A 26,782-nucleotide genomic window follows, 5' to 3' on the forward strand; every position below is an offset into this window, starting at 1 on the left:
GTTACTATGGGAAATCCTGCGAGAAAATTTTCTAAAGCTAGAAGAGATTCAAGAAGAGCGCAAACATTCAAACTTGGTTTACCAGGAATAGTTGAATGCCCTCAGTGCCATGAAATGAAACTTGCTCACAGAGTTTGTAAGAACTGTGGACACTACAAAAATAGAGAAGTTGTTTCAACTGAGAAATAAAAAAGAAAGTCACTTGACTTTCTTTTATTTTTTATATAATATTTTTTATAAATATAAGAATAAAGTAGAATTTTTTACAAAGTTTAATATATAATATTTATAATGAGAACTTATATATAATTTTTTTTATTTAGTAACTTATAGAAAAAGTTGATAAAAGTAAGTGAGGGTTAAAAATGAAATTTGCAGTAGATGGAATGGGTGGAGATTTTTCACCTTCAGCGATAGTAGAAGGGGCGGTATTGGCAGTAAAAGAGTATAGTGATATAGAACTCATTATAACCGGTCCAGAAGAAGAGATAGCTAAAGAATTAAGCAAATACGACTATGATAAAGAAAAGATTACTATAGTGAATGCTACAGAGATTATAAGCCCTAATGAAGAGCCTGTAAAAGCTATTAGAAGAAAAAAGGATTCTAGTATTTCTAAGGCATTACAATTAGTTAAAGAAAAAAAGGTAGATGGAATTATATCTGCTGGAAGTACAGGGGCTTTTTTAGCAGGTTGTACTCTTATAGTTGGTAGATTAAAAGGTATTGATAGACCAGCATTAGCACCAGTTTTACCAGGAATTAATGGTCCATTTATGATTATAGATGTAGGTGCAAATGCAGATTGTAAGCCTCATTATTTAGTTCAATTTGCTCTAATGGGAAAAATTTATTTTGAAAATGTATTAAATACTAAAAATCCTAATATAGGACTTATAAATATTGGTACAGAAGAAGAGAAAGGTAATGAGCTTACTAAAAATGCTCATAAGCTTTTAAAGAATACGGAGTATAATTTTGTTGGAAATGTTGAGCCAAGAGATATTACTCAAGGCGATGTTAAGGTATTGGTATGTGATGGCTTTGTAGGAAACACGGTACTTAAAATGTACGAAGGGGTAGCTGCTAGCATATTTTCAATATTAAAAGAGAATATAATGAGTTCCTTTACAACAAAATTAGGTGGTATGCTCTTAAAACCTGTTTTTAAGAAGATTAAAAGTGATTTTGACTATACAGAATATGGTGGAGCTGCCTTTTTAGGTGTTAATGGGATTTGTGTTAAGGCTCATGGAAGTTCAAATGCAAAGGCTTTTAAAAATGCGATAAGACAAGCAAAAGTAGCATATGATAATAAAATTGTTGAAAAAATACAAGTAGAACTTGAAAATTTAGGAACAGAAAAAGAGTAAAAGAATAAAATATCATGAATAATATTATTAAATTGAAGTATATTATTAAAATATATTAAAAAAATTAAAAATCTATTGATTACTTTCAATATAACTATTAATATTTAATTGAAATGTTTTTAATTTATTAGGAGGCTGAATAATTATGTTTGAAAAAATAAGAGAGAGAATAGCTGAGCAATTAAGCATAGAGGAAGATGAGATTAAAATGGAATCATCTTTCATAGATGATTTAGGTGCTGATTCGCTAGATATAGTTGAGTTAATAATGGCATTAGAAGAAGAATTCGATATAGAAATACCTGATGAAGAAGCAGAGAAAATATCTACAGTGGGCGATGTAGTCGAATACATAAAAGCACGTGTAGAAGAATAAAATTTAAGTTCCGCTAATTGCGGGACTTTATTTTCATATAAAAGGAATAAAAGCAAGGAGTTCTTTCTTGAATTTATTAATGAGGTAATAAATTGAGGAATAAACTCCTAAGAAGGAGTAAAAAAATGAAGATTAGACCTAGCACACTAGAATTGGAGAATAAATTACAGTTAAACTTTGATAATTTAGAATTACTACAAACAGCAATTACTCATAGTTCCTATGCTAATCAAAAAAAAGATGTAGATTACAATGAGAGATTGGAGTTTTTAGGAGACTCAGTACTTCAACTTGTAATTTCTCAACATTTATTTTCAAACAATATAAATGAAAGTGAAGGATACTTAACAAGGGTTAGATCACTAATTGTTTGTGAGAATTCTCTTTATGAAGTAGCTAAAGGATGGAATCTAGGTTCTTATATAACTATGAGTAAGGGTGAAGAAATGACTGGTGGAAGAACTAGAGTATCTATTTTAGCAGATGCTGTAGAAGCTATAATTGCTGCTATTTATTTAGATAAGGGGCTAGAGTATGTAAGAGAGTTCATATTAACCAATTTTAAGAATATAATCTATAAGGCTTTAAAAAATCAAATAATAATTGATTATAAAACAAAGCTTCAAGAAATTCTTCAAAAAAATGGAGAGGTATCTATAATTTATAACCTAATTAAATATGAAGGTCCTCCTCATAGAAGGTTATTTTATGTTGAGGTTTTGATAAATGGCATATCTAAAGGTAGCGGTGTAGGCTATAGCAAGAAAGAGGCGGAACAAAATGCTGCCAGGGAAGTGCTTTTAACTAAGGAGGAAATATATGAATAAACTTCATTACATAATCCCAATATTTGTACCCCATGAAGGATGTCCTCATACCTGTGTATTTTGTAATCAAGATAGTATTACAGGAAGCTGTTTTAAAATTAATGGAGAATTTGTAGAAAATACTATAAAAGAATATTTAGAAACTATAGATAGAGAAAGTTCAGTTGTAGAAGTATCCTTTTTTGGAGGCACTTTTACAGCCATAGATATAAATAAACAAAATGAGCTTCTTTCCGTAGCAAAGAATTATAAGGATTGTAACAAGATAGATTATATAAGGTTATCAACAAGGCCAGATTACATAGATGATAAAATATTAGCTAACCTTAAAGAACATTCTGCTGACATAATAGAGTTAGGGGTGCAATCACTTGATGATGAAGTTTTAATAAAATCTGGAAGAGGACATAGCGCTGATGATGTAGAAAAAGCATCAAAGTTAATTAAAGAGTATGGATTTACTTTAGGGCATCAAATCATGCTAGGATTGCCTGGAGATAATAGGGAAAAGGATATATTAACTGTTGAAAAAAGCATAGCAATGAAACCTGATATATGTAGAATATATCCCTCTCTTGTGATAAAAAATACACCTATGGAAACTTTATTAGAAAGAGGAGAATATAAGCCTTATGATTTAGAAGAGGCAGTTGAAATTAGCAAAATAATATATGGTATGTATGTAGAAAGTGGTATTAAGGTTATAAGAATAGGACTTCAACCTACAGAAGAGATAAATTACGGTAAGGAAATAGTTGAAGGTCCCTTCCATCCTGCTTTTAGAGAATTAGTAGAAAGTTCTATATACCAAGAATTAATAGTGGAGTATTTTAAAAGCCATAGTGATATTGAAAGTATTTCTATAAACCCTAAGGATGTATCAAAGCTTTATGCTAATAAGAAAAAATATTTTAATGAGGCTTTAAAAATATTAGGATTGAAAAAACTAAAAATCAATCAAGATATATCAGTAAAAAGGGGAGAACTAAGGTTTAATTTAAAGGAAAATACTGAGGAAATAACCTTAGAAAATTATTTGAGAAGAAAATTTACTATATAGAATCAAATATTAAATTTTATTATTATCATTCTTAAATTTAAATATCATTTAAAAATGGAATTTAAAACTCTTGATATTGCTAGATTTCAAAAATGAAGTTTTGTAAATCAAGAGTTTTTTAAATATTTTATGTTATAAATATTAAGATTTTTAAAATAAAAAATAGCTGGCATTAACTATAATATCTTTATTTAGAACTATCACAAAAATAACTAATCAGTATTTTAACTCATTTTATATCATACTGGCTAGTTATTTTATTTTAAACATTTTATCAACAGATATTTGTAAAAATTTATCTAATATAAAATCAAAATAATTTTAACTAATTGACAATTAACAGTGAATAAATGACAATTAATAATGAATTTAATTTTATAAAATTAATTCTATTAAATTTACACTTGTATCTCTAAGAGCTATTAATGTTTTTGTTTGATATTTTAAAGTAAATAATATAAACTAAATTATAGTAAAAGAAGGTGAAAATTGTGAAAAAGAAAAAGAGAGAAAAATTAGCCAAAATATTAGCAGCTGTAATTTCTATGTTCATGTTATTAGGAATTATATTGCCATTAATTATAACAAATTAGGAGAGTGAATAGATGTTCTTAAAATCTATTGAGATTAGAGGTTTTAAGTCCTTTGCAGATAAAACGGAACTTACATTTAAAAAGGGAGTAACTGCTGTAGTAGGGCCTAATGGAAGCGGAAAAAGTAATATATCAGATGCAGTAAGATGGGTTTTAGGAGAGCAGAGTGTTAGGAACTTAAGAGGAGATAAAATGGAGGATGTAATTTTTGCAGGTACTCAATTTAGAAAACCTGTGGGACTTGCACAAGTTTCTCTTATTTTGGATAACTCTGATTCAGAGCTAGACATTGAATATTCTGATGTAGTTATTTCAAGAAGACTTTATCGCTCAGGAGAAAGCGAATATTTAATAAATAATACTATATGTAGATTAAAAGATGTACAAGCTTTGTTTATGGATACAGGTATAGGTAAAGAAGGATATTCCATAATAGGTCAAGGTAAAATAGATGCTATACTTAGTGGAAAGCCAGAAGAAAGAAGAAAACTTTTAGAAGAAGCCGCTGGAATTGTTAAATATAAAACTAGAAAAGAAGAAGCAGAAAGAAAGTTAGATAATACAGAACAAAATCTAGTAAGAATACATGATATATTAGACACTTATGAGGAAAGATTAGAACCTCTTAGAATTGAAAGTGATAAAGCTAAAAGATTCTTAGAACTATCAAATCAATTAAAAAATGATGAAATTAATATTATTATTGATTTTATAGAAAAAACTGAAATTAAAATTTCTAGTTATAAAGGACAATGCGAAGCTATAAATAAAGAATTGCAAGAAAAGTTAAATGAAAGAAGAAAAATAAAAGAGCAAATAGATATTCAAAGCATTAGTTTAGAACAATTTGAAAATAAAATATCTGAAGATAAACAAAAGTTTTATGATAATAAATCAAAGCATCAACAAATATTATCAGAGATTAAAATCTTAGAAGAAAGAATAGAGTTAGTTAATAAATCTATAGGAAAAAATATTGAAGAAATAGAAAAATTAAATTTAAAGTCTAAATCTTTAAAAGATGAGATAGATAAATTAGAAGTAAGTTTAAGTGATTCTAAAGAAAATCAAAAAAACATAGAAGATAAAATCAAGACTAAGGAAGAGGAAATAAAAAAATTAAATGATGATACCTTTAATGAAAATGAAAGATTACTAACTCTTCAATCAAAAAAACAGAGTCTTTTAGATAATAGAAATCTTCAAAATAATAGCATAATGCTATTAGATAGCCAGTTAAAAATTTTAAATGAAAAACTTCAAGGACTTAAAGTAGACATGGAGGGGTTTGTTAATTCATTAAAAATTAATAATTCTACTAAGGCTGTCCTTGAAATAGAATCTAGTAAACTTTTAGAAAAAATAAATAGCTACGAGGATAAAGTTAAAGCTAACAAAAATGAAATTGGAAGATTAAGACATAGTCAGACCTTAGAAGAAAAAAAGCTTAAGGAGTTAGTTGCTAATTCCAATAAGATAGATGCTAATTTAAATATGCTTATCAATTTAGATAAGCAATATGAAGGATATAATAGGTCTGTTAAACTTTTAATGCAACATATAGATTCAAAAAAAGTACTTAATTTTAAAGGTAGTTGTTATATTTTAGGAGAAATTATAAAAGTTGATAAAAAATATGAAACAGCCATGGAAATCGCACTAGGAGGAAGCTTATCTAATATAATCACAGAAGATGAAAATGGTGCAAAGATTCTAATTGAATATTTGAAAAAAAATAGCTTAGGTAGAGCTACATTTTTACCATTAAGCACAGTTAAAGGTAAAAGCTTAGAACTTAGCAGTAATATTAAAGATACCTTTGGATATATTGGAATTGCTAGTGAACTTATAAATTTTGATAATAAGTTTAAAGGTATAATTGATTATACCTTAGGAAAAACCATAATATGTGATAATATGGATAATGCACTTAAAATAGCTAAGTTGCTAAATTATAAACAAAAAATTGTAACTTTATCTGGAGAAGTCGTAAATCCTGGTGGTGCCCTAACGGGAGGAAGCATTTACTCTAAGTCTACTAATGTAATAGGAAGAAAAAGAGAGATTGAAGAACTTAGAGTTAAATTTAACCATATAAATGATGAAATTGAAAATGAAAATATTTTAGTAAAAAAATTAAATGAAAATATTAAAACTTTAGACGAAGAAAATTTAAACTTAAGAGATGAAATTCACTTTGAAAATATAGAGAAAACTAAAGTACAAAGTAAGATAAATTCCATTTCTGAGGAAGAAGCTAAGCTTCAAATAGATTTGGAAAGGGCTAGAGTAAATTTAAAAAATACAGAAAATGAAATTTCTTTAAACAGTGAAAAGTTAAAGGAATCTAGAGAAAATATAAATTCTATAGAGGATAAAATAAAAGTTATAGATAATGAAGAAGAAATTTTAAAAAGCAAGTTAAAAGAAAGTGATGAAAATGTTGGAAAGTATAGAGAGGTTTTAACTGACCTTAGAGTTGAAAAAGCGAAGATTGATGAAATTACCATTAACAAAGGCAATGAGCTTTCAAGAATAAATGAGGAAATTAAAGACTATACTTGTAAGATAGAAATACTTAATAAAGAAGCTGAAGGTTTAAAGGAAAATAGAGATAACTATCAAGAGATTTTAAGAAATAATAAAATTACTGTTAAAGACACTTTAGAGATGTTATCTAATATGGAAAAACTTATATCAGATAATGAAATTGAAAAGATAAAATTAAAAGAAAACATAACCCAAATTAAATCTAAAGAAGAAGATTTAATTTTAGAACTAGAAGCTTCAGAGAAAGAATTGCACAAGTATCAAGTAACTTTAGCTAGAATAGAAACAGAAAAGGAAAGCCTTCTTAATAAATTAAATGAGGAATATGAATTGACCTATGCGGAGGCGCTAAATTTTAAAGAGCCTATAGACAATGTAACTAAACTTAAGGAAAATGTTGTGCAAATTAAACAAGAAATTAATAGTTTAGGCTCGGTAAATGTAGGTGCTATTGAGGAGTATAAAGAGGTTAAGGAAAAGTATAGCTTTATGACTTCTCAAAGAGAAGATTTAGTTCAAGCAAAGGATGAACTTTTAAAAGTTATTGAAGAGATGACTAGTAAAATGAGAATAGTATTTAAAGAAAATTTTTCAATACTGAGAAAAAATTTCAATGAAACCTTTAAAGAATTATTTAAAGGCGGAAGTGCAGATTTAATATTAACAGATGGAGATGAATTGACTTCGAAAATAGACATTAATGTAGAGCCGCCAGGAAAGAAACTTCAGAATATAAATCTTTTATCTGGAGGAGAAAAGGTGTTATCTGCTATAGCACTTTTATTTGGTATATTAAAGATGAAACCAACTCCATTTTGTATACTAGATGAGATTGAAGCTGCTCTTGATGATGCTAATGTAGTTAGATATGCGGAGTTTTTAAAGAAATTCTCAAATAATATTCAATTTATAGTTATTACCCATAGAAAAGGTACAATGGAAGCTAGTGACGTACTTTATGGAGTAACCATGGAAGAAAAAGGAGTATCAAAGGTAGTTTCTGTTGATTTTATGCATCTTTAATCAATGGAGAATTGAAAATTGCGGTTGAAATTAATTCTTATAAATTAATTTCTTTAAAAATTTAGTTAAAAAGCATAGCTTTTTAACTGCTTGCTAATAAAAGCTTATAATTTTTATTAGCGTATAAAAATAAATTCAATTAGTTTTGCGAATTAATCAGTTTAAAAATTCTCACGCTTTGCTGAGAATTCACCATAATTGTCCATTATCAATAGTCAATTCTCAATTATATAAGGTGGAAATTTTAATAATTTAGTAACACAATTATATAAATCTATAAATTAAATTTAGAAGTAGTACATCTATAATTATAGTATGTTCTATATCTGACATTATAAATAAAGCAAGGAGGAAAATTTATGTTTGGAAATTTTTTTGAAAAACTTAAAACTGGTCTAACAAAAACAAGAGATAGTATTAGTAATGCAGTATCAGAGGTTTTAAATCTTGCTGTTACTATAGATGAAGACCTTTATGAAGAATTGGAAGAGGCTCTAATTGTTAGTGATATAGGAGTTGAAACATCTGTAGAAATTATTGAAAGACTAAAAGCAAAAATTAAAAGCGACAAAATTAAGGATGTAGAAATGGTTAAGCCTTGTATGAAGGAAGTTATAATCGAGATGATGGGGGAAGAAGAAAACACTTTAATTCCTAAAAATCTTCCAGAAATTAAGCTGATAATTGGTGTTAATGGAGTAGGTAAAACTACATCTATAGGTAAAATTGCTGCAAGGATTAAGGCAGAAAACTATAAGGTGCTATTAGCAGCAGCAGATACATTTAGAGCAGCAGCTATTGACCAATTAGAAGTATGGAGTAAAAGAGCAAACGTGGATATAGTAAAACATCAAGAGGGATCTGATCCAGCAGCAGTAGTCTATGATGCAGTGCAAGCTGCCAAAGCTAGAAAAGTTGATGTATTAATCTGTGATACAGCAGGAAGACTACATAATAAAAAAAATTTAATGGATGAGCTTGGAAAGATTAATAGAATAATTGACAGAGAGTATGGTGAAGCTCATAGAGAAACACTGTTAGTTTTAGATGCAACTACAGGACAAAATGCAGTTATTCAGGCTAAACAATTCATGGAGGTTTGTCCCATTGATGGTATAATACTTACAAAACTTGATGGTACTGCTAAAGGTGGAGTAGTTATTTCCATTAAAAATCAATTAAACATTCCTGTTAGATTTATAGGGGTTGGAGAGGGAATTGATGATCTGCAAGAATTTAGTTCAAGAGAATTTGTAGAGGCACTATTTTAAAAAAATTTAAATGTAAAATCTACTATGGTAAAAAGTTAAAAACTTATAGATGATTCTATGTTTAAATGATAAAATAAAAAGTAATTATAAGCTCAAATAAAAATATTTGGAGTGTTAAGTAAAAATACTTGACAGCTATATTTATTTTTGCTAATATATGCTTTGTGAGTAAGGTGATTATATGGAAAAAAGATTAGAGTTATCATTACTTTTAGATTTTTATGGTCCGTTGCTTACAGAAAAACAAAGAGACATAATGGACTTGTATTTTAATGATGATTTATCTCTAAAGGAAATATCAGAGATTACAAATACTAGTAGGCAAGCAATACATGATTTAATAAAAAGATGTAACAGTCTCTTATTAGAGTACGAAAAAAAACTTCATCTTTTAGAAAAAAGTTTAGAAATTCAAAATTCTAAGCAAAGAATAATAAAAAAAATAAGTAATTTAAATATAGAGGACCATGAAAAGTCCGAAGTAATCAATGATATAATCAAAAATATTATTGAAATTTAGGAGGTTTACTATGGCTTTCGAAGGATTAACTTCTAAGTTGCAAGAAACCATAAAAAAATTAAAAGGTAAAGGCAAACTTTCAGAAAAAGATATAAAAGATGCTATGAGGGAAGTTAAGCTAGCACTGTTAGAAGCAGACGTTAACTATAAAGTTGTTAAAAGCTTTGTTAAAGACGTTAGTGAAAAATGCCTTGGAAATGAAGTTTTAGAAAGTTTAACTCCAGGACAACAGGTAATTAAAATAGTTAATGATGAATTAACTGGACTTATGGGAAATGTGGAAAGTAAGCTTCAATTAAATCCAAATGGAATTTCTGTGATTATGCTAGTGGGGCTTCAAGGTGCTGGTAAAACAACGATGGCTGGTAAGCTTGCACTTAACCTTAGAAAAAACAATAAGAAACCTCTTTTAGTAGCATGTGATATATATAGACCTGCCGCAATTAAACAGCTTCAAGTGGTAGGAAAATCAATAGATGTACCAGTGTTTACTATGGGAGATAAAACAAGTCCAGTGGATATTGCTAAAGCATCTATAGAAAATGCTAAAAATAATGGATGCAATGTAGTAATTGTTGATACTGCTGGAAGACTTCATATAGATGAAGAATTGATGAATGAACTTAAAGATGTAAAAGAAAATATAGATCCTAATGAAATACTATTAGTAGTTGACTCAATGACAGGTCAAGATGCAGTAAATGTAGCTGAAAGCTTTAATTCTCAACTAGACATATCAGGTGTAATATTAACAAAACTTGATGGAGATACAAGAGGAGGAGCTGCGCTTTCAATAAAGGCTATGACTAGTAAGCCGATAAAATATGTTGGTATGGGAGAAAAAATGTCTGATCTTGAAGTATTCCATCCAGAAAGAATGGCTTCTAGAATATTGGGTATGGGAGACGTACTTTCTCTTATCGAAAAAGCACAATCTGCCATTGATGAGCAAAAAGCTCAGGAATTAGGAAATAGGATGTTAAATCAAGAATTTAACTTTGAAGATTTTCTAGATATGCTTAATCAAATGAAAAAATTAGGACCTTTAGGTAAAATTATGGAAATGATGCCTGGAATGAATTCTAAAGAATTAAAAGGATTAGATCTTTCACAAGGAGAGAAGGAAATGGATAAGATAGAGGCAATAATAAGTTCCATGACCTTTGAGGAAAGAAGAAAGCCTAATCTAATATCATCTTCACCATCAAGAAAGAAAAGAATCGCTAATGGTTCAGGTACTTCAATTCAAGAAGTAAATAAAATTTTAAAGCATTTTGATATGATGAAGAAAACTATGAAGAATATGAAGGGTATGCAAAAGTCAATGAAAAAGGGTATGTTTGGAAAGTTACCTTTTTAATTATATGATATTAATCCTTTAAAGGAGGTGAAAAAACATGGCAGTAAAAATTAGATTAAAAAGAATGGGTGCTAAAAGAGCTCCTTTCTACAGAATTATAGTAGCTGATTCAAGATCTCCAAGAGATGGAAGATTTATTGATGAAATAGGATATTACAATCCAACAACAGAGCCAGTTACAGTTAAAATAGACGAAGAGAAAGCAAACAAGTGGGTAAAAAATGGTGCACAACCAACAGATACAGTAAAAAGACTTTTCAACAATGCTGGAATAAAATAGTAAGTTGTTGATTTGAATGGAGGAGCATTCCATGAAAAAGTTACTTGAAGTTATTGCTAAATCTTTAGTTGACAATCCCGATGCCGTAGTAATAAATGAAGTTGCTAGTGACCATTCTATAATATTAGAATTAAAGGTTGATAAGGCAGATATGGGAAAGGTAATTGGAAAGCAGGGAAGAATAGCAAAGTCTATTAGAACTGTTGTAAAAGCAGCGGCTGTTAAAGAAAATAAAAGAGTTGTTGTAGAAATAATAGAAACATAAGAGTTAGGGTATCCTAACTCTTATTTTATAATTACAATTAATTATGACAATAAATTATAGGGATTTCATATAAAAACTTAAAAGAATATATGCTAAAAAGCTCCGAAGGGCTTGAAAGTGGAGTTTAAATCATAATTTTTAAATTCCCATTTATAGATAAAAATTTTTTTATGAAAATTGAAATATTGTATAAATTAAATTTTGATTTGGGAACCCTATAATAAAATTCTAGGAGGAGCTTTTAAAAATGAAAGAGTTTATGAGCATAGGGCAAATAACTAAACCTCACGGAGTTAGAGGAGAGGTAAAAGTTTTTTCACTGGCAGATAGTTTGGAAGAATTTACAGTGTTAAAAAAAGTATATATAGATGGGGTAGAGAGAGAAATTACTTCTTGCAAGCTGCAAAGTGATAGAGCAATACTTAAAATTGAAGGTATAGACTCTATGGATGAAGCTGAAAAATATAGAAATAAATATTTAAAAATCCATAGAGAAGATGCCAAAGAGCTACCAGAAGACAGTTATTATATAGCAGATTTAATTGATTGTAAAGTCTTTGATACTGAAGGAGAAGAATTAGGCACAATATATGATGTTATTGAAACAGGAAGCAATGATGTATATTGGGTTAAAGGAGAAAAAGAAGTTCTTATTCCCGCTTTAAAAGATATTGTGGTTAAAGTAGATATTGAAAATAATGAAATAACAATAAAGCCTATCAATGTTTGGTCAGAATAATGAAAATACATATATTAACTCTTTTTCCTGAAATGTTTAATGTATTTAATCACAGCATTATAGGAAGAGCACAAAGTGAAAAAATATTAGAAATAAATTGTGTAAATATTAGAGATTATGCAAATAATAAACATAAGAAAGTAGATGACTATCCTTATGGTGGTGGTGCAGGAATGGTAATGACCCCTCAACCTATAGTAGATTGCATAAAGAATGTTAAAGATGTTAATAATGGTAAGGTGATATTTCTAGGACCTAGAGGTAAAACTTTTAATCAAGAAATGGCTAAGGAATTAAGTAATGAAAAAGAATTAATTTTCTTATGTGGTCACTATGAAGGCATAGATGAAAGAGTTTATGATTACATAGATATGGAGCTATCCTTAGGTGATTTTGTGCTAACTGGTGGTGAAATGGCATGTATACCCATTGTAGATAGTATAAGTAGAATGATTCCTAAAGTATTATCTTGCGATGAAAGTTTTATGGACGAATCTTTTTATGATGGATTGCTAGAATACCCCCAATATACAAGACCTTACGACTTTGAAGGAAAAAAAGTTCCAGAGGTTTTAATTTCAGGGCATCATGATAATATAAGAAAATATAGAAGACTTCAATCCTTGCTTATAACTAAAAAAAAGAGAAATGACCTATATAAAAACATTGAACTTACAAAAGAAGATAAAAAATTATTAGAGAATTACTATAAAAGTCAAAAATAGTATTGATATGATATTTTTTATGTGATAAAATGTGTTTTGTGCTAGTACGGGCGGTCCTCTGTCATGATACATGATTATGAACGTCAAATAAAGCTTAGGAGGGAATGCACATGTTAGATATAATAAAAGCTATAGAAGCTGAACAAATTAGAAATGACTTACCAGAATTCAATGTTGGAGACACTGTTAAAGTTCACATCAGAATCAGTGAAGGAAACAAAGAAAGAATTCAGATTTTTGAAGGAACTGTACTTAAAAGACAAAACGGTGGATTAAGAGAAACTTTTACTGTAAGAAGAGTAGCTTCAGGAGTTGGAGTAGAAAAAACTTTCCCAGTTAATGCTCCAGTTATAGAGAAAGTTGACGTTGTAAGAAGAGGTAAAGTAAGAAGAGCTAAGTTATTCTACTTAAGAGATAGAGTAGGAAAAGCTGCTAAAGTTAAAGAATTAATCAAGTAAGAAAATGGGGCTAAAAAGTCCCTTTTTTTATTTTAAAATATAAAAAATAAGTCTTAAAACTCAAAAATATTTTTCAATTATTATAAATTGCTTATTGCCAACTATAAAGAAAAGGAAAGGCGGGTATTTATGAGTATAAATTGGTTTCCGGGACATATGGCAAAGACTAGAAGGCAAATTAAAGAAAGTCTTAAACTAGTAGATGCAGTAATAGAAATAAGAGATGCTAGAATTACAAAATCTAGTGCTAATCCTGATATAGAGGAAATTTGTAAGGATAAACATAGAATTATACTATTGAATAAAAGTGATTTAAGTGAAGACAAAGTAACAAAAGAATGGGTAAAGGCTCTTTCAAATGATTATACTAAGGTACTAACAGTTAATTGTTTAACTGGTACGGGACTTAAAAATATTAAGCCTGCACTAGATGAAATTTTGAAAGAAAAACATGATAGACTTAAAAATAAAGGAGTAGTCAATATTGTTACTCGTGTTATGGTAGTAGGAATACCTAATGTGGGGAAATCTACATTTATTAATAAATTGGCTAAAAATAATATAGCAAAAACTGGAGATAAGCCAGGGGTTACTAAGAGTAAACAGTGGATAAAGACTAAAATAGGTATAGAACTTATGGATACTCCAGGTGTATTATGGCCTAAATTTGAGGATGAAGAAGTAGGACTAAATCTTGCCTTTACAGGAGCCATAAAAGATGAAATTATGGATATAGAAGATTTAGCCTTAAAGCTTATAGAAAGATTGCAGGAGTATTATCCAGAGCGATTAAAAGAAAGATATAAGCTTAATGAATTAAGTGAGAGCGCTCTTGAAAATATGGAGAGTATAGGAAGAAAAAGAGGAGCTGTAATTTCAGGGGGAAATATAGATTATAATAGAGTGGCAGTAATGCTTTTAGATGAATTTAGAGGCGGAAAATTAGGACCTATTTCATTAGAAAGACCTTAAGCCAATTGAGAATTGACGATTGACAACGGGCAATTATGGATACTTCTCTCAAGAGAAGTTTTAAACTTATTTCTTTTAAAGAAATTAATTGTCAATTGTCAATTGTCAATTGTCCATTTTAAATTTTATAAAGAATAGTGGTGATAGTTTTGCATGATTTAAATTTATCTTCTATGAAATATGATGAAATAAAAAACTATGTAAATAAATTTCAATCAGATTATACCATTGATGAATATAATGAATTATTTTTGAAATTAGTAAGCTTATTAGATAGTGATAATAGAAAAAATGTGCAAAAGTTAGGTGAGAAATTAAAAAAATATATAAATGCTTACCATGAAGAAATAATTAGAGTAAAGCATATGTATGATTTTGATAAGAGTTTTGGTGACTATAAATATATTGCAGGTGTGGATGAAGTAGGAAGAGGACCCCTAGCAGGACCTATTGTTTCTGCATCGGTAATATTAGATCTAGATTTTGAAAAAAATAGGGATATGATTTTGTACATTAATGATTCTAAAAAGATATCGCAAAAGTTGAGGGAAGAGTTAGCAGAAAAAATAAAAGAAAATGCATTAAGTTATAATATTTCTATTATTAATAATGAAGAAATAGATGAAAAAGGTATAGGGTGGTGTAATAATGAAGTATTTAAAAAAGCTTGCAATGGGCTTTCTATTACACCAGAGGTAGTTTTATCAGATGGATATTTAATTAAAGGTTTTGATATTAAAAATTATCATGTTATAAAAGGGGACACTAAAAGTGCAAGTATAGCTTGTGCTTCTATACTAGCTAAAGTTTTTAGGGATAAACTTATGGAAGACTATAGCAGAGAATTTTTAAACTATGGCTTTGAAAGAAATGTAGGTTATGGTACAGAAGAACATGTAAAAGCTTTAAAGGTATATGGTGCCACAAAAATACATAGAAAAAGTTTTTTAAAGAATATACTATAAAAAACATGATTTAGGTCATGTTTTTTATAGTTGGCTGTAATTTTTATTAAAAAGTGTTATCTTGCTTATATTAATTGAACAAACTATCATATTCTGAAAGCATCTTTAATTAATTTAATATAAGGAGAATTTTTATTGTTTAATGTAATTTCAATGACATCAAATCTAAAATTAGATTTGTAGAGTTTCTTCTTTAGAATATAAGTTTGAGCAGTTTTATATATTTTATGTTGTTTTAAAGTGGTTATAGATTCGCCAGGAGTTCCGTAGAGGTTTCCATAACGTGTTTTTACTTCTATAAAAGAAATATGATTTTTATCTTTTGCTATTAAATCAATTTCGCCAATTTTGCATACGAAGTTTTTTTCTAATATAACATACCCAATGGATTTTAAATAATCTTCTGCTATGCTTTCACCATAAGATCCAATACTTTTATTTAAAGACTTCATTTAAACATCCTTTCTATAGTTTTAAGTATCTTAATAATTAGTATAATTATTTCCCTTTATAGTATTTCAATTCACAATTCACAATGGAAAATTTACAATTAAGGCTAAAATTAATTCTTTATAAATAATTTTTTTATTAGTAATGTATTACTAGTTCTTTATAAGAAGTGATTATATCACTTTAAAAATAAATAATTTTAAATTTCTCAGCTTTTACTGAGAAATGTCTATAATTGTAAATTGTGAGCTGTACATGGTGAATTCAATAGTTCTAATTATAATACTAAAAAGCACTAATTATTTTTATGTATATTAATTTTAAAATTGGTATATCTATATAGTTAATATATGTTAATTTATTGTCGAATTCAGAATATTACTGAATAATATGGTAATTTAATACAATTAGGATTTAAGCAAAATAATGAATTTAATAAAATAAAATTTATTTATAAGTAAAATTTCTAAAGATAATGTTTATATGAATTTATATTGTCAATAATTACTATATAAAATTATAATAAAGGGTGATTATATGGCAACGCAAATATTATGTGCAACCTTTTTGGGAGTAGAAGGTGTACTTATATCTGTTGAGATTGATATATGTAATGGATTACCTTGCTTTAATATAGTTGGACTAGCAGACACTTCTGTTAAAGAAGCTAAAGATAGGGTAAGAGCAGCTATTGTAAACTCAGGTTATGAATTTCCTGTTAATAAAATTACTATAAATCTAGCTCCAGCAGATATTAAAAAAGAAGGAGCACTATTTGATTTACCTATAGCTATAGGTATATTAATAGGAAGTAATCAAATAAATATACAGGATATACATAAGTATATTCTAATGGGTGAATTATCACTATCTGGAAATTTAAAAAGCGTAAAAGGGGCACTTCCTATAGTAATAGAAGGTGTGAATAGTGGTATTAAAAAATTTATTATGCCCTATAAAAATGCAAAGGAATGCAGCATGATAAAAGATGCAGAAGTTTATCCTATGGATAGCTTAAAACAGGTAGTAGATTTTTTAATATACAAAGATATGTGTCCTTATATTTATAAGAAAGAGGAAAAATCTATTAAAAATGATGTTTTAGATTTTGAAGATGTTATGGGGCAAGAAGCTGCTAAAAGAGCTATAGAAGTAGCTTCATCAGGTGGACATAATTTATTGATGCATGGAGCCCCAGGCTCAGGAAAAACTATGCTAGCTCAAAGGATAAGTTCTATCTTGCCTAAGTTAAATTATGAAGAAGCCTTAGAAGTAACGAAAATTTATAGTGTTTATGGAAGTACAGCATATAAAGGAGGATTAATAGAGGATAGACCCTTTAGAAATCCACATCATACTACTACAGAGGTTGCTCTTGTAGGTGGAGGGAAGTATTTAATGCCAGGTGAAATTTCATTAGCTCATAATGGCGTTTTATTTTTAGATGAAATACTAGAATTTAAAAAGAATTTACTACAGGTTTTAAGGCAACCTTTGGAAGATAGAAAAATTAAAATAACAAGGAATGCAGGAACTGTAATATATCCATCTAGTTTTATGCTTATAGCAGCTTTAAATCCATGTCCTTGTGGATTCTTTGGTACTAATATAAAACCCTGCAAATGCAGTGATTACGAGATTAAGAGGTATTTAGGAAAGCTTTCAGCACCATTATTAGATAGGATAGATATATTCACTTCAGTAAACCCTCTATCATATAAACAGATTAGAAGTACAACGAAAAATGAAAGTTCAGAGGAAATTAGAGAAAGAGTAGAAGCTTGTAGAGAAATTCAAAGAAAAAGGTTTAATAAAGATAATATAAATTGTAATTCAGAGATGAAAGAAAAACACATAAAAAAATACTGTAAAATTGATGAAAATTGTAGTGAAGTCTTAGAAATAGCTTTTAATAAATTTCACATAAGTACTAGGGTTTATAGTAGAATTTTAAAAGTTTCTAGAACTATTGCGGATTTAGATAATAGTGAAAATATAGAAAAAAAACATGTTATGGAAGCGCTTCAATACAGAAAATTTATAAATAATGAAATAATTTAAGGTATATATAGGTGTAAAAATGGATAAGTATAAGTTATGGTTTGCCTCAGTAGAATTGAGTGATCATATAAAAATAAAACTTTTAGAAGAATTAGAAAATGAAAAAAATATATATGATTATGCATTTTCTATGAAAGGGAGCAATAATAAGATTATAGATAGATTATTACATGGTTTTGATCAGAATAAAATAAATTCAATTTATAAAACAATGGAAAGAGATAAGATTAATGCTGTCACTTTTAATGAATCTAAATATCCCCAAAAGCTAATAAATATTGATAATCCACCTTATATACTATTTTATAAAGGAGATATTGAAAGGTTAGAAGATAATAGTAAGAAACTTTCTATAGTAGGATCAAGAAAAGCCACTCACTATGGAAAAAATATAGTTGATATTATTTGTAAAGAACTAAGAAAATATGATGTTCAAATAATAAGTGGCATGGCGAAAGGCATAGATGGTATAGCACATAGGTCATCTTTAGATAATGACATTTATACCTGTGCAATATTAGGAAGTGGCGTAAATGTAATATATCCTAAAGAAAATTTAAAACTATACGAGGACATATTAAATAGAGGAGGATGCATTGTATCAGAGTTTTTACCAGGAAAATCACCAGAAAAACATAATTTTCCTCAAAGAAATAGAATAATTAGTGGTATGAGTGATTTAGTTCTAGTAATAGAAGCTGGAGAAAAAAGTGGATCCCTTATTACTGCTTCTACAGCATTAGAACAGGGAAGAGATGTAATGGCAGTACCAGGTTCGATTTTTTCTATGGAAAGTAAAGGATGTAATAAATTAATTAAAGAAGGAGCATTTATTTTTACATCTGCAGAAGATATAATAAATATACTAAAATTAAATATAATTCGACAAGAAAATGATAAAAAAATTCCTAAGAGTAGTGAAAAAAATGACAAAATATATAATTTATTAGGAGAAAGTCCTATACATATTGATGATATTGTAAGAGCTACTAATATTGACATAAAACAATTATATGGGTTATTATTTGAAATGCAACTAAAAGATGAAATATACTGTTTACATGGTAATTATTATGCTAAAGTAAATAAAAGTATATAGATATCTTATATTAACTTGATTTTAAAATTTAATCTGTGTAGTTAACGTAATAATTAATGACAAGATTACTGGAGGGGATAAGATGGGTCAAAAACTAGTTATAGTTGAGTCACCTGCTAAAGCAAAGACAATAAAAAAATATTTAGGAAAAAATTATATAGTGGAAGCTTCAATGGGACATGTGAGAGATTTGCCAAAAAGCCAATTAGGCGTAGATATAGATAATAATTATGAACCGAAGTATATAACTATTAGGGGAAAAGGAGAGCTTTTAGAAAAGCTTAAAAAAGAGGCAAAAAAAAGTGAGAAAGTTTATTTAGCAACGGACCCTGATAGAGAAGGCGAAGCTATATCATGGCATTTAGCTAAAGCACTTAAAATTTCTGAAGATGAGAAATGTAGAATTGAGTTTAATGAAGTTACGAAAACTGCAGTAAAAGCAGCAATTAAAAACCCAAGACAAATTAATGAAAATGTATTTGATGCTCAACAAGCAAGAAGAGTATTGGATAGACTAGTAGGATATGAAATAAGTCCTATACTATGGAGAAAAATTAAATGGGGATTAAGTGCTGGTAGAGTGCAATCTGTAGCTTTAAAAATAATATGTGATAGAGAAAAAGAAATATCTGAATTTATACCTAAGGAATATTGGACTGTTGAATGTGATGTCTTTAAAGATAGTCAAAAGGAAAGCTTTGTAATAAAATTGCATAGCAAGGATGGAGAGAAGATTGAAATATCTTCAGAAGAAGAAAGTGACAAAATAATTAGTGATTTGCAAAATGGAACCTTTATTGTTAAAAGCATAAAAAATAGTGAAAAAAATAAAAATCCGCTTCCGCCTTTTACTACAAGTACTCTTCAACAGGATGCTTATAGAAAATTAAATTTTCCGACTAAAAAAACTATGTCAATAGCACAACAGCTTTACGAAGGTATTGAAATTAAAGGACATGGATCTATAGGATTAATCACTTATATGAGAACAGATTCTGTTAGAATTTCAGATGAAGCTCAAGAAAATACAAAAAACTTTATCACAGGTAATTTTGGAGAGAAATATTTACCTCAAAGTAAGAGAGTATATAAAGGAAAGAAAAATACTCAGGATGCTCATGAGGCTATTAGACCTACTAATATTGATATAACTCCTGAAATAGCCAAAGAAAATTTAAAAGAACCTCAATATAAATTATATACATTAATTTGGAATAGATTTATGGCAAGTCAAATGGCTTCCTGTATATTAGATAGTACTTCTATAGAAATTAATAATAGAGACTATTCTTTAAAAGCAACTGGCTCTACTGTTAAATTTGATGGATTTACAAAAATTTATAGTAATGAAAACGAGGAAGAAGAAAAGGCTATAAAAATGCCTAAGCTAAATGAAGGTGATGAAATTACACCTAAGAATATAGAAGGTAAGCAGCACTTTACTCAACCTCATGCTAAATTTTCAGAAGCATCTTTAGTTAAGACTTTAGAAGAAAATGGAATAGGCAGACCAAGTACTTATGCACCTACTATATCTACACTTTTAGAAAGAAAGTATGTAGAGAGAAATAAAAAGGTTCTTGAGCCTACAGAGCTTGGTTATATTGTTAATAATTTAATTTGTGAATATTTTAAAGAAATAGTAGATGTAGAGTTTACAGCTGCCATGGAAAATAAGTTAGATAGCATAGAAGAAGGAAAAGAATCTTGGAAAAAAATAGTAGATGAGTTTTTTATACCAGTTAAAAAATCTATAGATATAGCTGAAAAGGAAATTGCTAAAATTACTATTGAAGATGAAGTTACTGATATTGAGTGTGACAAATGTGGAAGAAAGATGGTCATAAAGCATGGAAGATTTGGAGATTTTCTTGCTTGCCCTGGATATCCTGAGTGTAAAAACACTAAACCTTTAGCAGCAGAATTAGATGTACCTTGTCCGAAATGTGGAAGTAAAATATTAGAAAAAAGAAGTAGAAAAGGAAATAAATTTTATGGATGTAGTTCTTATCCAGAATGTGATTTTGTAAGTTGGTTTGAACCTACAAGTGAAAAATGTCCACAGTGCAATGAAATAATGGTTAAAAGATATACAAAAACAAAAGGCGATTATTTAGAATGTATAAATAAAGATTGTAAGTATAAAAAAGAGCAAAATATGCAAAATAATAGTACAGAAGATTAAATTATAAACTCTATTATGTTAAAAAAATGAAGAAATATCCTATGAGCTTCCAAGAATTTTGTCGAATGTGGTAAAAATTTATTGAAATACTAAAAGTTTTATGATATGATAGTCTAGGGAAGAAACAATTCTAAAAATTTAAAATTTTGATGAAAATTTTTAGATAAGTTTTAAAGTGACAACTTTATATCTTTAAATGAGATTTCTTAGGTGTAGTTAGTAACAAGATATATGCTCAATTTAATGTAATGAATTTAGTAAGGAGGAGTAGAAGTGTCGCTATTAGATAAAACAAGAAAACTAAATAGAATATTGCAAAAATCAGGTACTGAGCCAGTAGTATTTGATGATATCTGCAATTTATTAAGCGAAGTATTACAGTGTAATGTATATATAATTAGTAGAAAAGGAAAAATACTAGGCTTTAATTTTGCAGCTGGATTTGAGTGTGATACAGTCAAAGACCAAGTTGTTAAAAATATGAGGTTCCCAGAGGATTACAATGAAAGATTACTGAGCGTTGAAGAAACTAGAGCAAATCTTTCAAGCAAAGGGATATGTGTGTTTGAAGAGCAGAAAGAATGTGGTATAGAAGGAAAGCTTTCCACTATAGTTCCTATAAACGGAAATAGGGAAAGACTAGGAACGTTACTTCTTGCAAGATTTAATAAAGAATTCACAGAGGAAGATTTAGTATTAGCTGAATATAGTGCAACCATAGTTGGTATGGAAATATTAAGAGCTAAAAATGAACAAATTGAAGAAGAAGCTAGAAAAAAAGCTATAGTTCAATTAGCAATAGGAACTTTATCTTACTCAGAGTTAGAAGCAGTTGAACATATATTCAATGAATTAGATGGTACTGAAGGATTGCTTGTAGCATCTAAAATAGCTGATAAAGTTGGTATTACAAGATCAGTTATAGTAAATGCATTAAGAAAGTTTGAAAGTGCTGGAGTTATTGAATCAAGATCATTAGGTATGAAAGGAACACATATAAAGATACTTAATGATAAGTTAATTGAAGAGTTAAATAAACTTAAATAGAGTAATAAAAATAGAGCATATACTTTTGCTCTATTTTTATGTTTTTAAAGAGATAAATGTTTTATAAGTTGTCAGTTAATAAGTATATAGAGTATATATCTTGAATAATGAATTCTATAATATGAATATTACTTATAAAAAATGGAAAACTTAATATTAAAATATAAATTTCCAATTTTGATATATTTTAATATTAAGTATTATTGAAATGAGAAATATATTTTGAAAAGAATTATTAGAATTTTGAATAAAGTTAATATTAATTTATTTACATATAAGATTTATAAGCTGTAAATTTTATATTGAATAGTAATTATAATTATGTTATACTACACAAGTAAGAAAATACACACATTACTGTATTTGTGAAAAGGTGCCTAAATTTAGGTTTTTCATGGACATGAAGGTAATGGAGGTAAAACCAAGGAGGTATATTAAAATGGCAGTTATTTCAATGAAACAATTATTAGAAGCAGGTGTACATTTCGGACACCAAACAAGAAGATGGAACCCTAAAATGGCTCCATATATATTCACAGAAAGAAATGGAATATATATTATCGACTTACAAAAAACAGTTAAGAAAATCGACGAAGCATATGATTTCTTAAAATCTATTGCAGAAGAAGGAAAAGACGTTCTATTTGTAGGAACTAAAAAACAAGCTCAAGAAGCTATACAAGAAGAAGCGGTTAGATCTGGAATGCACTTTGTTAACAATAGATGGTTAGGTGGAATGTTAACTAACTTTACAACTATTAAAAGAAGAATAGGCAGATTAGAAGAATTAGATAAAATGGAAGAGAATGGAATATTTGACGTTCTTCCAAAGAAAGAAGTTATAAAGCTTAAGAATGAAAGAGAAAAACTAGAGAAAAACTTAGGTGGAATCAGAAATATGGATGCAAACAAAATTGGTGCACTATTTGTGGTTGACCCTAGAAAAGAAAGAAATGCTATATCAGAGGCAAAAATATTAGGAATACCAGTTATAGCTATAGTTGACACTAACTGTGACCCAGATGAGGTTGACTATGTAATACCAGGAAATGATGATGCTATAAGAGCTGTAAAATTAATAACTGAAAGATTATCAGATGCTATAATTGAAGCTAGACAAGGTGAGCAATTAGCTGAATAATTTCTATATTTACCTTGACTTTAACATCTGGAATTAAGATGTATGAGCATATAAATTTTTAAGGTAGATGAGAGAAGAAATTCTTTTCATTTACCTTTTAAATTAATTATGAGGAGGAGGAATAACAATGATAACTGCGAGCATGGTTAAAGAGCTTAGAGAAAGAACTGGTGCAGGAATGATGGACTGCAAAAAAGCTCTAAATGAAACAAATGGAGATATGGATAAAGCTATCGAAATATTAAGAGAGAAAGGATTAGCTGCTGCTGCTAAAAAAGCTGGAAGAATAGCTGCAGAAGGACTAGTTGTAACTTATATATCAGAAGATATGAAAAAAGGTGCAGCAGTTGAAGTTAACTGTGAAACAGATTTCGTTGCTGCTAATGAAGAGTTTAAATCATTAGCTAACAATATAGCTAAACAAGTAGTTGAATCAAATGTTAATACAGTAGAAGAACTATTAGAAGAAAAATACATAGCTGATAATGGAAAAACAATTAAAGAAGTATTAACTGCATTAATAGCAAAAATTGGTGAGAATATGTCTGTAAGAAGATTTGAAAAGTTTTCTATAGACAATGGACTAATTCAAAGTTATATCCATGGTGGTGGAAGAATAGGTGTTTTAGTTGAGTTAGCTTGTGAAAAACAAGATGCTGCTTTAGCTCAAATTGCTAAAGATGTTGCAATGCAAGTTGCTGCTGCTAATCCATTATTCTTAGATAAAACATCAGTAGATCAAGACACTTTAGAAAAAGAAAAAGAAATATATAGAGTTCAAGCTTTAAATGAAGGAAAGCCAGAAAATATAGTTGATAAAATGGTTATGGGAAGAGTAAGTAAATACTTAAAAGAAGTTTGTTTAGTAGACCAAATTTGGGTTAAAAACTCTGATTACACTATAACTAAATATCTTCAAGAAGAATCTAAGAAAATTGGAGCAGACATAAAAATTACAAGATTCACTAGATTCGAAAGAGGAGAAGGAATCGAGAAAAAAGAAGATAACTTTGCTGAAGAAGTTCAAAAAATGCAAGGTAAATAATTAAAATTAAAGAGAACCCTGTGTTCTCTTTTTTTCAAATATCTTGTAATTATACAAAATTATGATGTAAATATAATAAATTGGAGGTATAATATATATGGAGGCTGCGAGATACAAAAGGGTTATGCTTAAACTTTCAGGTGAGGCTTTAGCTGCAGATAAAGGATATGGAATAGATTTTGAGGTAGCTAATAAAATAGCATTACAGATTAAGAATTTAGTAGAGATGGGAATAGAAGTTGGTGCAGTTGTTGGTGGCGGAAATATTTGGCGCGGAAGAAGCGGCGAGAGTATGGATAGGACAACAGCGGACTATATGGGAATGCTAGCAACTTGTATAAATGCATTAGCGCTTCAAGATTCCTTGGAAAGCGTAGGAGTACATACTAGAGTTCAAACTGCTATTGAGATGAGAGAGGTTGCAGAACCTTTTATAAGAAGGAGAGCAATGAGACACCTAGAAAAAGGTAGAGTAGTAATATTTGCAGCAGGCACTGGAAATCCATATTTCTCCACAGATACTACAGCAGCGTTAAGAGCAGCTGAGATCGAAGCAGAGGTAATTTTGTTAGCAAAAAAAGTAGATGGTGTATATGATAAGGATCCACATAAGCATTCAGATGCTGTAAAATTTAATAATCTTAATTATATAGATGTACTAGAGAAGGGATTACAAGTTATGGATTCTACAGCTACATCGCTATGTATGGACAATAATATTCCAATATTAGTATTTGGGTTAGATGAACCAGAAAATATAATTAGAGCGATTAAAGGTGAAAAAATTGGTACTCTAGTATCTTCTGATACATGTAAAGGCCAAGTTTAAATGGAGGGAATTCTATGGTAAAAGAAATTGTTAAGACTACTGACGAAAAAATGAACAAGACTATATCAGTATTAAAGAATGAATTAAGTTCAATGAAAGCTGGTAGAGCAAACCCTAAAATGCTTGATAGAATTGAAATTGAATGCTATGGTAGCATGATGCCATTAAATCAAGTTGCTGGTGTATCTGCTCCAGAACCAAGGGTTCTTTTAATTCAACCATGGGATAAAGGTTCAATAAAGGAAATCGAAAAGGCAATCTTAAAGTCAGACTTAGGGTTAAATCCTTCAAGTGATGGGTCTATTATAAGATTAATAATTCCAGAACTTACTGAAGAAACGAGAAAAAATCTTGTTAAATCTATTAAAAAAGTTGGAGAAGAAGCTAAAGTTGCTGTAAGAGCTATTAGAAGAGATGCAAATGATAAGATAAAGGCTCTTAAAAAGGACAATGAGATTAGCGAAGATGAAGCTAAGAAAGCAGAAGAAAATATACAAAAAGAAACTGATAAGTTTGTTAAAGAAATAGATAAAATTCTTCAAGCTAAAGAAAATGAAGTTATGTCAGTTTAATTATATTATTAATAAAACCTGCATTTTTGCAGGTTTTATTAATAATATTAAAAACTTTAAATATATAACTTATTTTATTGTAATACATATGATTTTTACTAATAATAGAATTAGGCATCTTCAAAAAAATAAGTTAGTGTATTAGCCTATTTTGCATAACTAACTGGCTAGTTTCATATTAGATGCCTTAATTGCTAAAGCGAATGGAATGGAGAGATAAGATTGCTAGGATTTTTTAAGAAGAAAAGAAGTGAAAAAGAAAAAGTTAAATTAGATTTAGAGAGAATGCCTGTACATATTGCAATTATAATGGATGGTAATGGAAGATGGGCGAAGCAAAAAGGGCTTCCGAGAGTTATGGGACATAGAGAAGGAATGAAAAGTATAAGAAGAATTGTAGATGAATGTGATAGTTTAGGAGTGAAATTTTTAACACTTTATGCTTTCTCTACGGAAAATTGGAAAAGACCTGAAGAAGAAGTATCTGCACTTATGAATTTAATTGTAGAATTTTTAAATAAAGAATTAGAAGATTTACTTAAAAACAATGTAATTTTTAGGACTATTGGAGATGTGACAAAGTTACCAAAAGTTTGTCAAGATACTATAGATAATGCAAAGATGAAAACCAAAAATAATACTGGATTAACTTTGAACATAGCATTGAATTATGGTGGGCGTGATGAAATAATATTGGCGGTTAAAAACATCTGTAGTAAAGTAAAAAATGAGAAATTAAGTATTTCATCTATAGATGAAGAACTATTTTCAAACTATTTATATACAAAAGGTATGCCAGATCCTGATTTAATAATAAGGCCAAGTGGAGAGCAGAGGCTGAGTAATTATCTTTTATGGCAAAGTGCTTATGCAGAATTTTGGTATTCTGATATAAAATGGCCTGATTTTAAAGAAGAAGATTTACATAAGGCTATATGGGATTTCCAAAATAGAAATAGAAGATTTGGTGGGGTAAAGTAACAAAGGAGGATTTAG

General features: G+C 28.7%; 26 protein-coding genes. 25 read left to right on the plus strand and 1 reads right to left on the minus strand.

The window, feature by feature from the left end:
* The first annotated feature begins 6 nt into the window (after positions 1-6).
* From rpmF to ACWPW7_RS10715, 16 genes are all read left to right on the plus strand, one after another.
* Positions 7-189, plus strand: a complete 183-nt coding sequence (gene rpmF, locus ACWPW7_RS10640) for a 50S ribosomal protein L32 (RefSeq protein WP_039631819.1) — start codon at positions 7-9, stop codon at positions 187-189.
* Positions 190-365: 176 nt separating this feature from the next.
* Entirely contained in the window at positions 366-1,373 is a 1,008-nt protein-coding gene (gene plsX / locus ACWPW7_RS10645; RefSeq protein ID WP_454053495.1) for a phosphate acyltransferase PlsX, read from the plus strand.
* Between the two features lie 142 nt (positions 1,374-1,515).
* Complete coding sequence (acpP, locus tag ACWPW7_RS10650) at positions 1,516-1,749, plus strand: acyl carrier protein (protein ID WP_291569115.1); 234 nt, start codon at positions 1,516-1,518, stop codon at positions 1,747-1,749.
* 125 nt (positions 1,750-1,874) lie between these two features.
* Complete coding sequence (rnc, locus tag ACWPW7_RS10655; protein ID WP_454053496.1) at positions 1,875-2,576, plus strand: ribonuclease III; 702 nt, start codon at positions 1,875-1,877, stop codon at positions 2,574-2,576.
* Entirely contained in the window at positions 2,569-3,636 is a 1,068-nt protein-coding gene (locus tag ACWPW7_RS10660; protein ID WP_454053497.1) for an elongator complex protein 3, read from the plus strand. Before rnc ends, ACWPW7_RS10660 begins: the two co-directional genes overlap by 8 nt.
* Positions 3,637-4,241: 605 nt before the next feature.
* Positions 4,242-7,802 (plus strand): chromosome segregation protein SMC, encoded by a 3,561-nt coding sequence (smc, locus tag ACWPW7_RS10665; RefSeq protein ID WP_454053498.1) that lies wholly within the window; start codon positions 4,242-4,244, stop codon positions 7,800-7,802.
* A 359-nt stretch (positions 7,803-8,161) separates the two neighbouring features.
* A complete protein-coding gene (gene ftsY / locus ACWPW7_RS10670) occupies positions 8,162-9,073 on the plus strand; it encodes a signal recognition particle-docking protein FtsY (protein ID WP_291569107.1) in 912 nt (303 codons plus the stop codon).
* A 181-nt stretch (positions 9,074-9,254) separates the two neighbouring features.
* Positions 9,255-9,593 carry a putative DNA-binding protein gene (locus tag ACWPW7_RS10675; protein ID WP_454053499.1) on the plus strand — a complete coding sequence of 113 codons (339 nt, stop codon included), beginning with the start codon at positions 9,255-9,257 and terminating at the stop codon, positions 9,591-9,593.
* A 10-nt stretch (positions 9,594-9,603) separates the two neighbouring features.
* A complete protein-coding gene (gene ffh / locus ACWPW7_RS10680) occupies positions 9,604-10,953 on the plus strand; it encodes a signal recognition particle protein (protein WP_291569106.1) in 1,350 nt (449 codons plus the stop codon).
* A 37-nt stretch (positions 10,954-10,990) separates the two neighbouring features.
* On the plus strand, positions 10,991-11,233 hold the full coding sequence (gene rpsP, locus ACWPW7_RS10685; protein ID WP_039631837.1) for a 30S ribosomal protein S16: 243 nt from the start codon (positions 10,991-10,993) through the stop codon (positions 11,231-11,233).
* A 31-nt stretch (positions 11,234-11,264) separates the two neighbouring features.
* Positions 11,265-11,498: a KH domain-containing protein gene (locus ACWPW7_RS10690; protein ID WP_039631839.1), complete on the plus strand. Its 234-nt coding sequence runs from the start codon at positions 11,265-11,267 to the stop codon at positions 11,496-11,498.
* 247 nt (positions 11,499-11,745) lie between these two features.
* Positions 11,746-12,237: a ribosome maturation factor RimM gene (rimM, locus tag ACWPW7_RS10695; protein WP_454053500.1), complete on the plus strand. Its 492-nt coding sequence runs from the start codon at positions 11,746-11,748 to the stop codon at positions 12,235-12,237.
* Complete coding sequence (trmD, locus tag ACWPW7_RS10700; RefSeq protein ID WP_454053501.1) at positions 12,237-12,962, plus strand: tRNA (guanosine(37)-N1)-methyltransferase TrmD; 726 nt, start codon at positions 12,237-12,239, stop codon at positions 12,960-12,962. The genes rimM and trmD overlap by 1 nt, the downstream gene beginning before the upstream one ends.
* Before the next feature lie 110 nt (positions 12,963-13,072).
* Positions 13,073-13,420: a 50S ribosomal protein L19 gene (gene rplS / locus ACWPW7_RS10705; RefSeq protein ID WP_312575854.1), complete on the plus strand. Its 348-nt coding sequence runs from the start codon at positions 13,073-13,075 to the stop codon at positions 13,418-13,420.
* Positions 13,421-13,549: 129 nt separating this feature from the next.
* Positions 13,550-14,392, plus strand: a complete 843-nt coding sequence (ylqF, locus tag ACWPW7_RS10710; protein WP_291560252.1) for a ribosome biogenesis GTPase YlqF — start codon at positions 13,550-13,552, stop codon at positions 14,390-14,392.
* A gap of 173 nt (positions 14,393-14,565) precedes the next feature.
* Positions 14,566-15,357: a ribonuclease HII gene (locus ACWPW7_RS10715; protein WP_454055495.1), complete on the plus strand. Its 792-nt coding sequence runs from the start codon at positions 14,566-14,568 to the stop codon at positions 15,355-15,357.
* A gap of 86 nt (positions 15,358-15,443) precedes the next feature.
* Here the strand turns inward: ACWPW7_RS10715 and ACWPW7_RS10720 are convergent, their stop codons facing one another.
* Complete coding sequence (locus tag ACWPW7_RS10720; protein WP_291560248.1) at positions 15,444-15,809, minus strand: YraN family protein; 366 nt, start codon at positions 15,807-15,809, stop codon at positions 15,444-15,446.
* 535 nt (positions 15,810-16,344) lie between these two features.
* Between ACWPW7_RS10720 and ACWPW7_RS10725 the strand changes: the two genes are divergently transcribed.
* The 9 genes from ACWPW7_RS10725 to ACWPW7_RS10765 all read left to right on the plus strand — a co-directional run bounded on the left by ACWPW7_RS10725 (position 16,345) and on the right by ACWPW7_RS10765 (position 26,767).
* Entirely contained in the window at positions 16,345-17,868 is a 1,524-nt protein-coding gene (locus ACWPW7_RS10725) for a YifB family Mg chelatase-like AAA ATPase (protein ID WP_454053502.1), read from the plus strand.
* Between the two features lie 19 nt (positions 17,869-17,887).
* Complete coding sequence (dprA, locus tag ACWPW7_RS10730; protein WP_454053503.1) at positions 17,888-18,967, plus strand: DNA-processing protein DprA; 1,080 nt, start codon at positions 17,888-17,890, stop codon at positions 18,965-18,967.
* Between the two features lie 82 nt (positions 18,968-19,049).
* A complete protein-coding gene (gene topA, locus ACWPW7_RS10735; RefSeq protein ID WP_454053504.1) occupies positions 19,050-21,152 on the plus strand; it encodes a type I DNA topoisomerase in 2,103 nt (700 codons plus the stop codon).
* Between the two features lie 273 nt (positions 21,153-21,425).
* Positions 21,426-22,199, plus strand: a complete 774-nt coding sequence (codY, locus tag ACWPW7_RS10740) for a GTP-sensing pleiotropic transcriptional regulator CodY (protein ID WP_454053505.1) — start codon at positions 21,426-21,428, stop codon at positions 22,197-22,199.
* Between the two features lie 439 nt (positions 22,200-22,638).
* Positions 22,639-23,340 carry a 30S ribosomal protein S2 gene (rpsB, locus tag ACWPW7_RS10745; protein ID WP_454053506.1) on the plus strand — a complete coding sequence of 234 codons (702 nt, stop codon included), beginning with the start codon at positions 22,639-22,641 and terminating at the stop codon, positions 23,338-23,340.
* A gap of 127 nt (positions 23,341-23,467) precedes the next feature.
* Entirely contained in the window at positions 23,468-24,385 is a 918-nt protein-coding gene (gene tsf / locus ACWPW7_RS10750) for a translation elongation factor Ts (protein ID WP_291560237.1), read from the plus strand.
* Positions 24,386-24,482: 97 nt separating this feature from the next.
* Positions 24,483-25,214, plus strand: coding sequence for a UMP kinase (gene pyrH, locus ACWPW7_RS10755; RefSeq protein ID WP_454053507.1), 732 nt, complete (start codon positions 24,483-24,485; stop codon positions 25,212-25,214).
* Positions 25,215-25,228: 14 nt separating this feature from the next.
* Complete coding sequence (frr, locus tag ACWPW7_RS10760) at positions 25,229-25,786, plus strand: ribosome recycling factor (RefSeq protein ID WP_454053508.1); 558 nt, start codon at positions 25,229-25,231, stop codon at positions 25,784-25,786.
* A gap of 222 nt (positions 25,787-26,008) precedes the next feature.
* Complete coding sequence (locus ACWPW7_RS10765; RefSeq protein ID WP_454053509.1) at positions 26,009-26,767, plus strand: isoprenyl transferase; 759 nt, start codon at positions 26,009-26,011, stop codon at positions 26,765-26,767.
* Positions 26,768-26,782 lie beyond the last annotated feature (15 nt).

The organism is Clostridium sp. Marseille-Q7071 (assembly GCF_965112025.1).

Excerpts from the sequence above, each read along its gene's own strand:
- dprA (WP_454053503.1), top strand. The coding sequence starts at position 17,888 with ATGGATAAGTATAAGTTATGGTTTGCCTCAGTAGAATTGAGTGATCAT.
- ACWPW7_RS10720 (WP_291560248.1), bottom strand. The coding sequence starts at position 15,809 with ATGAAGTCTTTAAATAAAAGTATTGGATCTTATGGTGAAAGCATAGCA.
- ACWPW7_RS10725 (WP_454053502.1), top strand. The coding sequence starts at position 16,345 with ATGGCAACGCAAATATTATGTGCAACCTTTTTGGGAGTAGAAGGTGTA.
- plsX (WP_454053495.1), top strand. The coding sequence starts at position 366 with ATGAAATTTGCAGTAGATGGAATGGGTGGAGATTTTTCACCTTCAGCG.
- pyrH (WP_454053507.1), top strand. The coding sequence starts at position 24,483 with ATGGAGGCTGCGAGATACAAAAGGGTTATGCTTAAACTTTCAGGTGAG.
- topA (WP_454053504.1), top strand. The coding sequence starts at position 19,050 with ATGGGTCAAAAACTAGTTATAGTTGAGTCACCTGCTAAAGCAAAGACA.
- rnc (WP_454053496.1), top strand. The coding sequence starts at position 1,875 with ATGAAGATTAGACCTAGCACACTAGAATTGGAGAATAAATTACAGTTA.
- rpsB (WP_454053506.1), top strand. The coding sequence starts at position 22,639 with ATGGCAGTTATTTCAATGAAACAATTATTAGAAGCAGGTGTACATTTC.
- tsf (WP_291560237.1), top strand. The coding sequence starts at position 23,468 with ATGATAACTGCGAGCATGGTTAAAGAGCTTAGAGAAAGAACTGGTGCA.
- ACWPW7_RS10715 (WP_454055495.1), top strand. The coding sequence starts at position 14,566 with ATGAAATATGATGAAATAAAAAACTATGTAAATAAATTTCAATCAGAT.
- ffh (WP_291569106.1), top strand. The coding sequence starts at position 9,604 with ATGGCTTTCGAAGGATTAACTTCTAAGTTGCAAGAAACCATAAAAAAA.
- ACWPW7_RS10660 (WP_454053497.1), top strand. The coding sequence starts at position 2,569 with ATGAATAAACTTCATTACATAATCCCAATATTTGTACCCCATGAAGGA.
- ylqF (WP_291560252.1), top strand. The coding sequence starts at position 13,550 with ATGAGTATAAATTGGTTTCCGGGACATATGGCAAAGACTAGAAGGCAA.
- rplS (WP_312575854.1), top strand. The coding sequence starts at position 13,073 with ATGTTAGATATAATAAAAGCTATAGAAGCTGAACAAATTAGAAATGAC.
- ACWPW7_RS10675 (WP_454053499.1), top strand. The coding sequence starts at position 9,255 with ATGGAAAAAAGATTAGAGTTATCATTACTTTTAGATTTTTATGGTCCG.
- ftsY (WP_291569107.1), top strand. The coding sequence starts at position 8,162 with ATGTTTGGAAATTTTTTTGAAAAACTTAAAACTGGTCTAACAAAAACA.
- rpmF (WP_039631819.1), top strand. The coding sequence starts at position 7 with ATGGGAAATCCTGCGAGAAAATTTTCTAAAGCTAGAAGAGATTCAAGA.
- rimM (WP_454053500.1), top strand. The coding sequence starts at position 11,746 with ATGAAAGAGTTTATGAGCATAGGGCAAATAACTAAACCTCACGGAGTT.
- ACWPW7_RS10690 (WP_039631839.1), top strand. The coding sequence starts at position 11,265 with ATGAAAAAGTTACTTGAAGTTATTGCTAAATCTTTAGTTGACAATCCC.
- smc (WP_454053498.1), top strand. The coding sequence starts at position 4,242 with ATGTTCTTAAAATCTATTGAGATTAGAGGTTTTAAGTCCTTTGCAGAT.
- frr (WP_454053508.1), top strand. The coding sequence starts at position 25,229 with ATGGTAAAAGAAATTGTTAAGACTACTGACGAAAAAATGAACAAGACT.
- rpsP (WP_039631837.1), top strand. The coding sequence starts at position 10,991 with ATGGCAGTAAAAATTAGATTAAAAAGAATGGGTGCTAAAAGAGCTCCT.
- trmD (WP_454053501.1), top strand. The coding sequence starts at position 12,237 with ATGAAAATACATATATTAACTCTTTTTCCTGAAATGTTTAATGTATTT.